The 14,587-nt window shown below is 71.6% G+C and carries 12 protein-coding genes; 3 read left to right on the forward strand and 9 right to left on the reverse strand.

Annotation, left to right across the window (positions count from 1 at the left end):
- Positions 1-9 precede the first annotated feature (9 nt).
- Entirely contained in the window at positions 10-513 is a 504-nt protein-coding gene (gene purE / locus Psi01_RS01465) for a 5-(carboxyamino)imidazole ribonucleotide mutase (protein ID WP_204062066.1), read from the forward strand.
- A gap of 590 nt (positions 514-1,103) precedes the next feature.
- Here the strand turns inward: purE and Psi01_RS01470 are convergent.
- Positions 1,104-2,423, reverse strand: coding sequence for a UDP-glucose dehydrogenase family protein (locus Psi01_RS01470; RefSeq protein ID WP_204062067.1), 1,320 nt, complete (start codon positions 2,421-2,423; stop codon positions 1,104-1,106).
- A gap of 327 nt (positions 2,424-2,750) precedes the next feature.
- On the opposite strand from Psi01_RS01470, the gene Psi01_RS01475 reads away from it, so the two are divergent.
- Complete coding sequence (locus Psi01_RS01475) at positions 2,751-3,914, forward strand: acyl-CoA dehydrogenase family protein (RefSeq protein ID WP_204062068.1); 1,164 nt, start codon at positions 2,751-2,753, stop codon at positions 3,912-3,914.
- A 61-nt stretch (positions 3,915-3,975) separates the two neighbouring features.
- Here the strand turns inward: Psi01_RS01475 and Psi01_RS01480 are convergent, their stop codons facing one another.
- The 7 genes from Psi01_RS01480 to Psi01_RS01510 form a co-directional block, all read right to left on the reverse strand.
- Entirely contained in the window at positions 3,976-5,169 is a 1,194-nt protein-coding gene (locus Psi01_RS01480) for a hypothetical protein (protein WP_204062069.1), read from the reverse strand.
- A complete protein-coding gene (locus tag Psi01_RS01485) occupies positions 5,166-5,645 on the reverse strand; it encodes a SigE family RNA polymerase sigma factor (protein ID WP_204062070.1) in 480 nt (159 codons plus the stop codon). The genes Psi01_RS01480 and Psi01_RS01485 overlap by 4 nt, the downstream gene beginning before the upstream one ends.
- Positions 5,646-5,790: 145 nt before the next feature.
- Positions 5,791-7,062: an RNA polymerase sigma factor gene (locus tag Psi01_RS01490; RefSeq protein WP_204062071.1), complete on the reverse strand. Its 1,272-nt coding sequence runs from the start codon at positions 7,060-7,062 to the stop codon at positions 5,791-5,793.
- Between the two features lie 144 nt (positions 7,063-7,206).
- A complete protein-coding gene (locus Psi01_RS01495; protein WP_204062072.1) occupies positions 7,207-7,560 on the reverse strand; it encodes a YciI family protein in 354 nt (117 codons plus the stop codon).
- A 120-nt stretch (positions 7,561-7,680) separates the two neighbouring features.
- Entirely contained in the window at positions 7,681-9,723 is a 2,043-nt protein-coding gene (locus tag Psi01_RS01500; RefSeq protein ID WP_373872457.1) for a serine/threonine protein kinase, read from the reverse strand.
- 219 nt (positions 9,724-9,942) lie between these two features.
- Positions 9,943-10,296 (reverse strand): STAS domain-containing protein, encoded by a 354-nt coding sequence (locus tag Psi01_RS01505; RefSeq protein ID WP_204062073.1) that lies wholly within the window; start codon positions 10,294-10,296, stop codon positions 9,943-9,945.
- 58 nt (positions 10,297-10,354) lie between these two features.
- Entirely contained in the window at positions 10,355-11,848 is a 1,494-nt protein-coding gene (locus tag Psi01_RS01510; protein ID WP_204062074.1) for an LCP family protein, read from the reverse strand.
- A 64-nt stretch (positions 11,849-11,912) separates the two neighbouring features.
- Here Psi01_RS01510 and Psi01_RS01515 point away from each other — a divergent pair, with 64 nt between their 5' ends.
- Positions 11,913-12,935 (forward strand): glycosyltransferase family 2 protein, encoded by a 1,023-nt coding sequence (locus tag Psi01_RS01515; protein ID WP_204062079.1) that lies wholly within the window; start codon positions 11,913-11,915, stop codon positions 12,933-12,935.
- A gap of 676 nt (positions 12,936-13,611) precedes the next feature.
- Here the strand turns inward: Psi01_RS01515 and Psi01_RS01520 are convergent.
- A complete protein-coding gene (locus Psi01_RS01520; RefSeq protein ID WP_204062075.1) occupies positions 13,612-14,445 on the reverse strand; it encodes an IspD/TarI family cytidylyltransferase in 834 nt (277 codons plus the stop codon).
- Positions 14,446-14,587 lie beyond the last annotated feature (142 nt).

Raw genomic sequence — 14,587 nt, forward strand, 5'->3', positions numbered from 1 at the left:
GGAGATCGAATGGCCACCGTCGGCATCGTGATGGGTAGTGACTCGGACTGGCCGGTGATGCGGCTGGCCGCCGAGGCGCTCGCCGAGTTCGGCGTGGAGTTCGAGGCCGACGTGGTCTCCGCGCACCGCATGCCCCAGGAGATGATCGAGTACGGCACGCGGGCGGCCGAGCGCGGCCTGAAGGTCATCGTCGCCGGCGCCGGAGGAGCCGCCCACCTGCCCGGGATGCTCGCCTCGGTGACCCCGCTGCCGGTGATCGGCGTGCCCGTCCCGCTGAAGTACCTCGACGGCATGGACTCCCTGCTGTCCATCGTCCAGATGCCCGCCGGCGTCCCGGTCGCCACCGTCGCCATCGGCGGCGCCCGCAACGCCGGGCTGCTGGCCGTGCGGATCCTCGCCGCCTCGGACTCCGGCCTGCGCGCCAGGATGGAGGAGTTCCAGGTCTCCCTGAAGGAGCAGGCCCACGCCAAGGGCGCCCGCCTGCGCGCCGAAGCCGCCGACCTCGGAGCCTGACCGCTCATCCGCCCGGGGAAAACGGGTCGGTCCGAAGAACGGTCTGACCAGGGGATATGTCGGGTTCGACAGCCGGAGGACGGGCCGGGATCGGGAGAACGGAGGGATGGACGGCGCCTGCCGGGGAAGAGGGTGATCTCCACTGGCAGCAGAGGTGAGGATCATGAGATATGCGATACGCGCCGTCCTCGGTGGACTGACAGCGGTCCTGGCCGTGCTCGGAAGCGTGGGCGCGGGCGAGGACCACCATCCCTCCACGCACACCGGAAGCTCCCACACATCCCGCTGACCTGAGGGGTCGTCCGGATTCCACGACCTGAAGGGTCACCCGGACAGGTGACGATCTGAGGGGTCGACCGGCCCGGCGACCTGAGGGCTCACCCGGTCCGCTGACCCGAGTGGGCGCCCGGACAGGTGAGGGGCGTCGCGGCGAGCGGCCCCGCGCGCCGCAGGAGCGGGCCGACGGGAGAGGACCACGGTCGGCGGGTGGCGCCGTGCGGGCGGGGCCGTACATCGAGAGCCGGATGAAGCCGCCACCGGGAGGCGGGCGAGGCTCCGGCAGCTGGGAGGGCCGGAGCCGGGGGAGGCCGTTACGGGCGGCCGAGGGCGCGGTAGTGCCAGCCGGCGGCGCGCCAGGTCTCGGCGTCCAGGGCGTTGCGGCCGTCGACGATCTTCCGGGAGGCGACCACGGCGCCCAGCTCCTCGGGGTCGAGATCGACGAACTCCTGCCACTCGGTCAGCAGCAGCACGACGTGGGCGTCGCGGGCGGCGTCGAGGGCGGAGTCGCCGTAGTTGAGCTCGGGGTGGGCGCGGCGGGCGTTCTCCTGGGCGACGGGGTCGTAGACCGTGACCCGGCCGCCCTGGCGGCGGATGTTGACGGCGACGTCGAGCGCGGGGGAGTCGCGGATGTCGTCGGAGTTGGGCTTGAACGCGGCGCCCAGCACCGCGAGCCGGCAGCCGGTGAAGGAGCCGCCGGTCAGCTCGCGGGCCAGGTCGACCATGCGGGCGCGGCGGCGCATGTTGATGGCGTCCACCTCGCGCAGGAAGGTCAGCGCCTGGTCGGCGCCCAGCTCTCCGGCGCGGGCCATGAAGGCGCGGATGTCCTTGGGCAGGCAGCCGCCGCCGAAGCCCAGGCCGGGGTTGAGGAACCGGCCGCCGATCCGGTCGTCGTAGGACAGCGCCAGCGACAGCTGCCTGACGTCGGCGTGCGAGGCCTCGCAGACCTCGGCCATCGCGTTGATGAAGGAGATCTTGGTGGCGAGGAAGGCGTTGGCGGCGACCTTGACCAGCTCGGCGGTCGGGTAGTCGGTGACGACCAGCGGGGTGCCGGAGTCGAGCATGGAGGTGTAGATCTCGCGCATGATCTTCTCGGGTTTCTCCGAGCGCACGCCCAGCACGATCCGGTCCGGGTGCAGGGTGTCCTCGACCGCGAACCCCTCGCGGAGGAACTCGGGGTTCCAGGCCAGCTCGGCCCCCTCGCCGACGGGCGCCAGCCGCGTCAGCTTGTCGGCCAGCCGCTGGGCGGTGCCGACGGGCACGGTGGACTTGCCGACGACCAGGCACTCGCGGGTCAGGTGGGGGGCCAGCGAGTCGATCACGGCGTCGAGGTAGGAGACGTCGGCGGCGTACTCGCCCTTCTTCTGGGGGGTGCCGACGCACACGAAGTGCACGTCACCGAAGGCCGCGGCCTCCTCGTAGGAGGTCGTGAAGCGCAACCGGCCGTTGGCGAGGTTGCGGCGCAGGATCTCTTCCAGCCCGGGTTCGTGGATGGGCAGATCTCCGGCCTGCAGCCTGGCGACCTTGGCGGGGTCGACGTCCAGGCCGAGCACTTCGAAGCCCAGCTCGGCCATGCATGCCGCATGCGTGGCGCCCAGGTATCCGGTCCCCAGCACAGTAAGGCGGTAGGCCACTGCGGATCCTTTCGGTTCTACCCAATCCATCGCGGACAGGGTACCGGCATCCTTGACTCTTTCTTTTAGTACCCAGGGCATGTCCTCTTGACAGGAGGGCATCCAGCCGGTTTCCGGTCTGATATCCGGCATATGCGTCATGGGAGCGTCTACTGCGACTCAAGAGTCCTCGGGGAAGGGATCGCGGTCGCAGGCGGGGCGGATGAGGAGCCTGGCCGATCAGGCTCGAGGGGTTCCATGCCACCCTGTCACCTGCGTAAACACACAGCGGCGGATATCACACCCGTGGAGCGGTCCATACTTTGTTGGACGTCCTACTATTTTCTCATGAGCTTCCCTCTCTACGCCCTGCCTGAAGAGCACCAGATGCTCCGGGAGACCGTCCGCGCCCTCGCCGACGAGAAGATCGCCCCTCGGGCCGCCGAGGCCGACGAGACGGGGGAGTTCCCCTGGGACGTCTACAAGGCCCTGGCCGCCGCCGACCTGCACGCCGTGCACATCCCCGAGGAGTACGGCGGCGCGGGCGCCGACGCGCTGGCGACCGTGATCGTCATCGAGGAGGTGGCACGGGCCTGCGCGTCGTCCTCGCTGATCCCGGCGGTCAACAAGCTGGGCACCGTGCCCCTGCTGCTGTCGGCCTCGGAGGAGCTCAAGCAGCAGTACCTCGCGCCGGTCGCGCGCGGTGAGGCGATGTTCTCCTACGCCCTGTCCGAGGCCGAGGCGGGCAGCGACGCCGCGTCCATGAAGACCCGCGCGGTGGCCGACGGCGACCACTACGTGCTCAACGGCGCCAAGATGTGGATCACCAACGCCGGGGTGTCGGAGTACTACACGGTGATGGCCGTGACCGAGCCCGGCGCCGGCGCCCGGGGCATCTCCGCGTTCGTCGTGGAGAAGTCCGACGAGGGCGTCAGCTTCGGCCCCAAGGAGAAGAAGCTCGGCATCAAGGGCTCCCCGACTCGCCAGGTCATCATGGAGGACGTCCGCATCCCGGCGTCCCGGATGATCGGCGAGCCCGGCACCGGCTTCAAGACCGCGCTGGCCACCCTGGACCACACCCGCATCACGATCGCCGCCCAGGCGCTCGGCATCGCCCAGGGCGCGCTGGACTACGCCGTCGGCTACGTCAAGGAGCGCAAGCAGTTCGGCAAGGCCATCGCCGAGTTCCAGGGCGTGCAGTTCATGCTCGCCGACATGGCGATGAAGCTGGAGGCCGCCCGCCAGCTCACCTACGCCGCCGCCGCCAAGTCCGAGCTGGCCGCCCACGGCGAGCCCCAGGCGGACCTGACCTTCTTCTCCAGCGCCGCCAAGTGCGCCGCCTCCGACGCCGCCATGGAGATCACCACCGACGCGGTCCAGCTCCTGGGCGGTTACGGCTACACCAGCGAGTTCCCGGTCGAGCGCATGATGCGCGATGCCAAGATCACCCAGATCTACGAGGGCACCAACCAGATCCAGCGCATGGTGATGGCCCGCCAGCTCCTGAAGTAGGCCGCCGGGCAGGGGAGGCTCCGTCCTCGCCGGGAGGCGTCTCTCCGCGGCCCCGATCCCTCTAACGGTCGGGGCCGTGGATGACGATCCACTTGTCGCCGCGCCGGAAGTAGAGCATCTCCGTGCTGGTGTAGAGGGTGGAGGAGGCCTTGTGGTCATCGCGGATCCACAGCCTGCCGACCTGGGAGGTGGCGAGATCGAAGACCGCCATGGTCTTCCGTCCCCGCCTGTCGGTCTGGGTGATGGTGACGAGGCGGTCGGCCACGAGTGAGTAGGAGTTGTCGCCCGGCAGGTCCACGGTCTGGCCGCCGTCGCGGCGGGTCGCCTGGTTGCCGGCGATGCACCAGGTCACGTCGCACTGCCCCCACGGGTGGGCGCTGAGCCGCTCCCCGGTGCTCAGGTTGAGCAGACTCGTCGCGCCCCTCATGGAACCGTCGGCGGGACGCCCCGCCCAGGGCCAGCGGAAGATATGCGACCCCTCCGTGCCCGGGACGGACGAGGGCTCGCCGCCCTGCAGCGGGACCTGACCGACACCGCCCGACTTGTTCGACGACCAGAAGATCTTGCCGTCCCCGACGGCCAGGCTGACGCCGTAGACGCTGTCCCCGTTCACCTCGTCCACATCCCGCTCGGCCGGGAACGAGGTCACCGCGCGGGGAGCGCCGCCGGTCACCGGGATCGTCATGATGCGGATGTCCCGGTCCGCGTGCTCGTACCAGGCGATCACGCCTTCACCCACCGCCGGTGAGTCCATCGGCGCGACGGGACGGCCGACGGTGGCCAGGCGCCGGAAGGCCTGCGGGTCCAGCCGGTAGGCCCACCATTCGGGCGCGGGATCGTAGCCCTTCTTCGACACGTATCCGAGCACGGTACGTGAGTCGATGAACGACTTCGGCGTGAAGGCCCTGCCGTCCGGGACCTTCCGGGGAACCTCCGCCATCACCGAGGGCATCACCTGTTGCAGCGGCGGCGCGATCTCCTCCACGGTCCGCGGTTCGTGAACGGGCGGCGTCCGCCCCGTCGTGACGGCGGGTTGCGGCGTGGCGGCGGGTTCCGGTCCGGAGGCCCGCCACACCGCGGCCGACGTCACCCCGGCCACGAGACAGGTGGCCACCGCGGCCGCCAGCACCAGGCCACGGCGCCTGCGCCGGGCCTGCCGTACGGTCACCTGGTGCAGCAGATCCGGCGGCGTGGCCGGGACGCGGGCCTCCGCGCGGGCGAACGTACGGCGCAGCACCTCTTCGACGTCGTTCATCGCAGGCTCCTCAGCGGGGTGACGGTGTCGCGCAGCTTGTCCAGGGCGCGGGACGCCTGACTCCGCACGGTCCCGGGGGAGATGCCGAGCATCTGGGCGATCTCGGCATCCGACCGGTCCTCGTAGTAACGCAGGACGAGTACGGCACGCTGACGCTTGGGGAGTCTGGCCAGCTCGTCCCAGAGGTCCAGTGGCGAGTCCGCCACCGGCTGCGGCCGTTCGGGCACCTCCGGAGCCAGGTGTTCGCGTTTGCGCCGCCTCCAGACGGAGATGTGCAGCCGGGTGATCGTGGTCTTCACGTAGCTCTCCGGGTCGTGCTTGCGCCGCACTCGCGGCCACGAGCCGCGCAGCCGTACCAACGCCTCCTGAACCAGGTCGGCGGCGTCGTGCGGATTGCCGGCGAGCATGTAGGCGTAGCAGAACAACGCGTCAGCCCGATTGGCGGCGAAGTCCGCGAATTCCGGTGCGTCATCCACGGGTCGGAGTCCTCTCGCTCATCCCGGCTAAGACGCATCGGGACCCCGGAATGTTGCATCATCCCGAAATATGCGAAGACGGCATTCGGATCTTCCGTGGGATGCCGGTGGTGGTGTCGTATTCCGTCGATGACGGGGCTGTGGGTCAGTCAGGTCCGCACGCGGCGGCGCGGTCCAGGAGGAGGTCGCGTTCGGGGGCGTTGCGGGTGAGGGAGGCGGCGCGCCGGAACTCGTCGCGGGCCTCGTCGAGGCGGCCGAGTCTGGCCAGCAGGTCGCCGCGGACCGAGGGCAGGAGGTGATAGTCCTTGAGCGACGGTTCGGAGACGAGCGTGTCGACGAGTTCCAGCCCGCGTTCGGGGCCGTACGCCATGGCGAGCGCGACCGCGCGGTTGAGCTCCACGATCGGTGACGGGGCCACCCGCGCGAGCACCTCGTACAGGGCGCAGATGCGCGCCCAGTCGGTCTCCTCGGCGGTGGCGGCCTGCGCGTGGCAGATGGCGATCGCGGCCTGCAGCACGTACGGGCCGGGCGGGGCGCCGAGCTTCTCGGCGCGCAGCAGCGCCTCGACGCCGCGCATGATCAGCAGCCGGTCCCACAGGGCGCGGTTCTGGTCGAGGAGCTGGACGGGCTCGCCGGACGGGCCGGTGCGCGCCCGCGAGCGCGAGGCCTGGACCTCCATGAGCGCGACGAGCCCGTGGACCTCGGGCTCCTGCGGGGCCAGCTCGGCCAGGATGCGGCCCAGGCGCAGCGCCTCCTGGCACAGGTCCAGGCGCATCCACTCGGTGCCGGCGGTCGCGGCGTACCCCTCGTTGAAGATCAGATAGACGACCTCCAGGACCGAGGCCAGCCTTCCGGCGCGCTCGGCCCCCTCGGGCACCTCGAACGGCACGCCCGCCTCGGAGAGCGTGCGCTTGGCGCGGACGATCCGCTGCGCGACGGTCGCCTCCGAGACCAGGAACGCCCGTGCGATCTCCTCGGTCGTCAGGCCGCCGAGCATCCGCAGGGTGAGCGCGGCGCGCGCCTGCGGGGACAGGATGGGGTGGCAGGCGGTGAACACCAGCCGGAGGATGTCGTCCTCGATGGGCTCGTCGTCGACGGCGTCGAGGACGGCGTCGAACTCCGGCGCCGGGTCCTCGGTCTCCAGGCCGTGCCCGATCTCCTCCAGCTTCTGTTCCAGCCGCTGCTGACGGCGTAGCCGGTCGACGGCCCGGCGCTTGGCGATGGCCATGAGCCAGGCGCCCGGGTTGTCCGGCACGCCCGACTCAGGCCACTGTTCGAGCGCCGCGACCAGCGCGTCCTGCGCGAGTTCCTCGGCGAGGCCGATGTCGTGCACCATCCGTGCGAGACCGGCGATGATCCGGGCCGACTCGATCCGCCAGACCGCGTCGATCGCCCGATGGGTGTCAGAGGCCGTCACGCGGACGATCAGAGCACCCGCACCGCCTCCCGCGCAAGCCGGACGGGCCCCCGGGCGGGATGATCCGCCTGGTCGGGAGCCCGTCGCCGTTCATCGGGCGCGCGGTCCGTCACGGTTCACCGTGCACACGGTCGCCATGGCCGGTCACTGGCCGGGGAACGCGTCCCCGGGGCCGAACACCTGCTGGATCACACCCTCGCCGTCACCGACGATCTTCCAGAAGCGCTTGGACAGCTCGATCGCCTCCTCCTTGGTACGCGTCTCGATGAGCGCGAATCCGACGACGACCTCCTTGGCCTCGGTGTACGGGCCGTCGGTCACAGTGATCTTCCCGCCCGAGGACGTGATGCGGGTGGCCCGCGGGTCCAGCCCGCCGGTGGCCAGCAGCACCCCCGCCTTGCTCATCTCCTCGATGAACTCGGCCATCTGGGCCATCATCGCCTCGTCCGGGGGGTTGCCCGCAGAGCCGTCGTCCGTGGTCATCATGAGGAACCGCATCGGGGTCTCCTTCCGTCGCCTGCCGGGTCTCTCCCGGCCTCTGCTGACGCGTCGAACGGAGGGACGTCCGATCGACACGGGTCACGGAATTTTTTCTCAGAACTTTCGGAGGACTCTCATTCACCGGGCCCGGTGGACCGTGAAGTCGTCGAAGGACACCGTGAGCGGCCCTCCTCCGCTCGGCTTCACCTGCGCGACCAGCCCGGACTGGGCGGTGGAGGACGCCTGCAGCCCCTGGGAGTCGGTGGCGTCGATCACCTGGGTGCCGTCGACCCAGAAGGTGAGGCGGGTGCCGGTGCCGCTCGGACGGCAGGCGGCCTGCAGCCGTACCGGCCGGTCGGCGGAGGGGGCGGTGGCCCGTCCGGACCCGAACTCCTGGTGGGTCCCCTGGATGTTCCTGCTGACGCGGGCGGTGCCGTCGAGGCCGAGCAGGAACATGTATCCCTGGGCGATGTCCTCGTCCCACCGGCACAGCAGGCCGAACTCGCCGGGCCCGACGGAGTCCGCCCTCATCTGGGCGGTCACGCCGATCAGCACGTCGGGTGCGGCGGCCGAGGCCGTGCCCGCATCCTTGGGCGGGACCGGCGACAGGGCCGGGCTGACCGGATAGGACTGATCGGCGCGCAGTGAGTAGACGCCGCGTTCGATCTCGTGGCCCCGGTAGGTGCGCTCGCTCTCCGAGCCGTCGGGGTTGAAGGTGTAGCCGTCCCAGCCCTTGCGTTCGCTGAAGTCGTCGGAGAACAGCAGCTCGCCTCCCGCCTCGGCGACCGGATCGGCGGAGCCGGGCCGCAGCAGGATGACCGCGGCCGTGACGGCCAGCGCCACCAGAACGCTGAGCGCTCCCCAGAGCCACCTCCGCCGGGACGCCCCGCCCGGCCGCTCTGCGCGCCCGGCCTCGAACCGGCGGGTGGCATCCGTCCCCGGGATGGTGGCGGGCGGTACGGCGGTGGCCCCGGCCGGTGGCCCGCCCACCGGAAGCGTGGGAGCCGGTACGGCCGACGCCCCTTCCACGGGGAGAGTCGAAGCGGGTGCGCCCGATGCCCCTTCCACGGGGAGCGTGGGAGCCGGTACGGCCGACGCCCCTTCCACCGGGAGAGTCGAAGCCGGTACGGCGGCCGCCCCGGCCGGGGCCCCTTCCGCCCGGGGAGCCGGGAACGGCGCGCCCCCCGCGGCGGGAGCCGGGGCCGACGCCGCGGAGGGCCTGGTCAGCGCCTCGCGCCCCGTCACGGCGGGCGAAGTCCCGGGCCCTGTCCCGGACGCCTCCCGGCCCGCCCCGGACGTCTCGCGCCCAGGCCCGGGCGTTCCTCCCGCCCCGGAGGGGGACGTCTCCCGTCCGGTCCCGAGAGTGGTCCCGTCGCCCGTGCCGTCGTCTCCGATCAGGCGCAGCAGCACCTCCCGGGCGGACGGGCGCCGGTCGGGGTCCTTGGCCAGGCAGGCCTCCACCACCTCGGCCAGGTCGCCGGGCAGCGCCGGGAGATCGGGCTCGGCGTGCAGGATCCGGTACATGATCGCCGGAACGGTGTCCTGCCCGAAGGGCGGGCGGCCACCCGCCGCGTAGGCCATCGTGGCGGCCCAGCTGAACATGTCGGAGGCGAACCCGACGCGGGAGCCGGACACCTGCTCGGGCGACATGTACGCGACCGTGCCGATGATGTTGCCGGTCGTGGTGGTGGCGGTGTCCAGCAGCCGGGCGATCCCGAAGTCGATCACCCGGGCCCCGTCCGGGCCGAGCAGGACGTTGGGCGGCTTGAAGTCCCGGTGCACGATCCCCGCCTGGTGGATCGCGGCCAGCGCGGTGACGGTGCCGATCGCCAGGCGTCGCAGCGTGCCTCCCGCCCGCGGTCCGCCGGTGGCGACGGCGGACCGCAGGGAGGGTCCCTCGACGTACTCGCTGACGATGTAGGGCCGATCGCTCTCGAGGTCGGTGTCCAGGACCTCCGCCACGCAGAACGAGGACACCTGGCGGATCAACGAGGCCTCGCTGGCGAAGTAGCGCCGCCGTACCGGATCGGAGCTCGACGCGGCGTTCAGGGTCTTGACCGCCACCCGCAGACCGGCGGGATCCTCGGCGAGGTAGACCGTCCCCTGCCCACCCTCGCCCAGACGGCCCAGTAACCGGTAGCCGCCCACCCGGTCCGGATCTCGTGGCTGCAGAGGCTCCATCGTGCTCCCGTCGGTCCCGTGGAGCGGCCGTGCGAACGCTCCATCACGAAGCGTTGCAGGAAACGGTCTCTGCGGGAAGCGGAGGGAGGCGGGAAGCGGACCGGCCCCGCCGGGTCTGCGGCCGTCAGTTCCGCCGGCCGTACGGCTGTAGCCCCGCCGGCCGTACGGATGTCAGGGCTGTACGGATGTCAGCCTCGCCGGCCGTACGTGACGGGCCGCTCAGGCGGCGACGTGCTCGACGGCCTCGTGAAGGCTGCTGCAGGTCTCGAAGTGGCGGTCGAGGCTGGTGATCGCCAGCAGGCGGCTGATCATTCCCGAGCTCACCACGAGGATGAGACGACCCTGGACGTCCCTCGTCCCGGAGAGGGCGCCCACCAGCGCGCCCAGGCCCACCGAGTCGCAGAACGGCACGTGGGTCAGGTCCAGCACAAGGCAGGGGTGGTCCGAACCCTCCAGGATCCGGTCGATCTCGGCGGTGAGCCGGGGGGCGACCATCATGTCCAGCTCCCCCTCGGCTCGTACCACCGTACAGGGGCCGTCCTGCCATGTCTGGATGTCGAATGCCGGAACCACGATCATCACCTCCGCACTTTTCCATCTGCCCGGAGGGCCGCAGGTTATGCAATCTGAATCATTTTTTGCAGATGTTCTGGGTGGCGGTCCTGGCCGTCGGCGAGGCGGTCGGGGAGGGCGCCGGGGTGGCCTGCCCCGCGGCCTCGTCGACCGTGACCTTCTTGACCCCGGAGTACTCCTGGCCTGCGATGACCTCGATCTTGTCGCCGAGATCGTCGATCAGGCGGAGGTCGGCGTCGGGCAGGGCGGCGGCCAGGGTCCTGGCGGAGTCCTCGCGGCCGGGGCCGTACCGGATGACCGTCCGCTTGTGGTCCCTGCGCTGGGTGTCCCCGGCGGCCTCGGGGACGAGGAAGCCGGCCTTCAGCAGGTCGTTCCTGGTGCGCGCGCCGAGTCCGGTGATCAGGGTGCCGTTGAGCACCTTGACGGCGATCCGCGAGGGCGGCACGGTCAGCGGGGTGGCCGAGGGGGTCGGCTTCGGAGTGGCCGTCGCCTTGGGCTTGGCGGGCTCGGTCAGGGCCTCGTCCGCGGCGATCCTGCGGAACAGCTCCCGGGCGGCGGCCTTGTCCCACAGGACGGCGGACTCGCCGGTGGGCGTCCGGTAGTCGACGTCGGCGATCGGGACGGTGGCGAAGGCCACGTCGTCGGTGGAGACCGCCTTGAGCTGGTCGGCCAGGCCGAGCAGGTTCTTGCGGAGCGCGTCGTCCACCCGCAGCGTGCCGAGGGTGGTGTCGACGAACCGGGCGAGCTTGACGGGATTGGTCAGGGTGTCGCCGCTCAGCGCCTGGCTGAGCAGGGCGGAGATGACCTGCTGCTGGCGGTCGATGCGGTCGAGGTCGGAGCGGGCGGTGGCGCGCGTGCGGGCGTAGGCCAGGGCCTTGACGCCGTTGAGCGAGTAGGTGCCCGGCTGCAGCGACAGGGCGGTCTTCGGGTCGTTGATCGCGACCGGGGTGCAGACCGAGACGCCGCCGAGCGCGTCGACCACGTTGATGAAGCCCAGGACGTTGACCTCGACGTAGTGGTGGATCGTCAGCCCCGTGGCGCTCTGCACCGTGCGCGTGGCGAGTTTGGGGCCGCCGAGCTGGTACGCGGAGTTGATCTTGTGTTCGCCCTTGCCGGGGATCGTCGTCCAGGTGTCGCGGGGCAGGCTGACCACGGTGACCTTGCGGTGGTCCTCCGACAGGTGGATCACCATCATGGTGTCGGTCCGCTCGCCGGTCTCGCGGCCGAGCTTGAGCTGGTTCTGCTGCTTGCGGGTGAGGTCGTCACGCTTGTCCACGCCGACGAGCAGGATGTTCATCGCGCCGGTGGACTGCGCCCCGGGCACGCCCGCGTCGACGGAGCGGATCTTGCTCGCCGCGTAGTTGGGCAGCGACCAGGCGGCGCCCGAGCCGGCCAGGACCACGGCGGAGAGCGCGCCCGCGATGATCAGGTTGCGTCGCCGGGCGCGGGGGTTCCTCAGGGGTCTGCGAGCGCGCCGGGGAGCCACCCGGACGTTGCCGTAGGCGTCGCCGCCCACATGCACACCCGAGTCCTCGTCTTCCCGGTCGCGCATCAGCCCCCCTAGGCTCCATCTGGGTCGATGAGGTACCCGTTCGTACAGTAGCGTGAGCGACGCCATGAAGCAGTTCCCCGACTCGCCCTCGCCGGCGCCGTCTTCCGAGACCCGCGTCTGGCCCCCCATCTCGGTCGTCATCCCGGTGCTGAACGAGGAGCGCCACCTGCGGGAGGCGGTCAGCCAGGTCCTGTCGCAGAAATACGCGGGACCGATCGAGGTCGTCCTCGCGATCGGCCCCTCCAAGGACCGCACCCAGGAGGTCGCCGACGCGATCGCGGCCGAGGACCCCCGGGTGACCGTGGTCCCCAACCCCACCGGCCGCACGCCCAACGCGCTCAACGCCGCCATCGCCGCCTCCCGCAACGGGATCATCGCGCGGGTGGACGGCCACGCCATGCTCCCGGAGGACTATCTCCGGGTCGCGGTGGAGACGCTCGAGGAGACCGGCGCCGACAACGTGGGCGGCGTCATGGCCGCCGAGGGCGTCACGCCCTTCGAGCAGGCCGTGGCCCGCGCGATGACCTCGAAGATAGGCGTCGGCGGCGCGCGGTTCCACACCGGCGGCACCGCGGGCCCGGCCGACACCGTCTATCTGGGAGTCTTCCGCCGGGAGGCGCTGGAGCGGGTCGGCGGCTACGACGAGCACTTCCAGCGGGCCCAGGACTGGGAGATGAACCACCGCATCCGCGGGACGGGCGGCCTGGTCTGGTTCCAGCCCCGCATGCGCGTCTCCTACCGGCCGCGACCCAACCTCAAGGCCCTGGCCAAGCAGTACTTCCACTACGGCCGCTGGCGGCGCGTGGTCGCCCGCACCCACGAGGGCACGATCAACATGCGCTACCTGGCGCCGCCCACGGCGGTGGTGGCCATGCTGGCCGGGCTGGCCGTCTCGCCGTTCTTCTGGCCGGGCCTGCTGGTGCCGGGCGGGTACGTCGCGGCGATCCTCGCGGGTTCGGCGGTGACCGGCAGCGGCCTGCCCCCCGCCGCGCTGGTACGGCTCCCGTTCGTCTACGCCACGATGCACATCTCGTGGGGCTGGGGCTTCCTGACCAGCCCGGCGAGCCTGGGCAAGCCCGGTTCCTAGGGGGATGCCCCGTCCGCCCGGCGGGTGGGGCACCGGCTCTCGGCAGCCCTCGGGGGTCGTGGGCGAGTAGGCCCTGAGGTTGAGCGGGTACGGCGGTGCGTGGCGGGCCGGGTGTCGCCCGCCCGTGGAGCGGGTCCGTGGTGGGCCGGGTGTCGCCCACCCGGGGCTGCGCCGCACGCTGGTCGAGTCTGTGCCCGGGCAGCGGGGTGCTGCCGGGCCTGTGGTGCCCCGGAGGTAGCCGTGGTCGGAGCTGTGGACATCGCCTGACCCGGCGGACATCGCCTGACCCGGCGGACATCACCTGACCCGGCGGACATCACCTGACTCGCGGCATGCATCGGGCAGTGGGTGTCGGACTTGCCGTGCGCCTGGAGGTAGCCGTGGTGACAGCCCGGTCGATGCCTTCGGCGTCCGGTCCGCAGCCGTTGGCGCTCGATGAGCGGGTGAGGGACCAGCCGGTGGCGGGGTGGAGGCAGATCGCGGTGGCCGACCTTGTCAGGTGGCGGGCGTGTGGTGGTCGATGCCATCGGGCGTCGTAGGTGGGCGCGGTTGTTGTGCGGCGCAGCCCGGGTGGGCAACACCCGGCCTGCTGTGGACGCGCCTCACGGGTGGGCAGCACCCGCCCCACCCCGGATGGGCCCGCCACCCGGCACGCCCCGCCGTACCCGCCCCTGCTTCAGGACTTGCCCGTCCAGCTCGCGCCGGCCGCCAGGAGCGTCTCGGCCACCAGGACGTCCACGGGGTGGGTGACCTTCATGTTGCGCTCGCTGCCCGGCACGATGTGGATCGGCACGTCGGGCAGATAGCGCAGTACGACGCCGCAGTCGTCGGTGGCCTGCCGGCCCGCGAAGGCGGGGTCGGCGAAGGCGCGCTCGTAGGCCTCGCGGATCACCGGCAGCCGGAAGCACTGCGGTGTCTGGGCGCGCCAGATCCGCGCGCGGTCCGGCACCTCGCTGACGATCTCGCCATCCCCGTGCGGTCCCGGCGCGGTCACCACGACCGTGTCCGAACTGGGGATCGCCACCTCCACCGCTGAGTGGACCCGCAGCGCCGCCACGCAGTCGGTGATGATGCGCGGCTCCAGCAGGGGCCGCGCGGCGTCGTGCAGGAGCACGTCGCAGTCCTGCCCGTCCAGCGCCCGCAGCGCCCGCCAGGTGGTCTCGGTACGGCTGGCGCCGCCTTCCAGGACCCGGCCGACCTTCGTGAACCCGCTGCGGGCGACGAGCCGCTCCACCTCCCCGGTGAAGCCGGGGGCCATCAGTACGAGGACCTCGTCGATCTCCGGCGCGCCGTCGAACGCGGCGATCGCGTGCTCGATGATCGTCCTGCCGCCGATCTCGATGAGCTGCTTGGGCGTGTCCCGGCCGACGCGCTGGCCGACCCCGCCGGCGAGGACGACCCCGACGGCGCGGCGGCGTGGCCCGGGCGAGGCCGGCGCGGAAGAGGCCGCTTCGAGAGAGGCCGGTTCGAGAGAGGCCGGTTCGAGAGAGGCCGGTTCGAGAGAGGTCAAGGCGGGCTTCCTCCGAGCGGGTCCGTGTAGGGCGAGAGTAACGGGTGATCGCCGAGGGTCCGGGCGGAGGCACCCGTGCCGGACGCGGCCGTCCCTCCCGCAGTCGCGGTGCCGCCGTATGGCGCGCTCATGCGATGCCGCA

The organism is Paraplanobispora siamensis (genome assembly GCF_016863175.1).
GTDB lineage: Bacteria > Actinomycetota > Actinomycetes > Streptosporangiales > Streptosporangiaceae > Planobispora > Planobispora siamensis.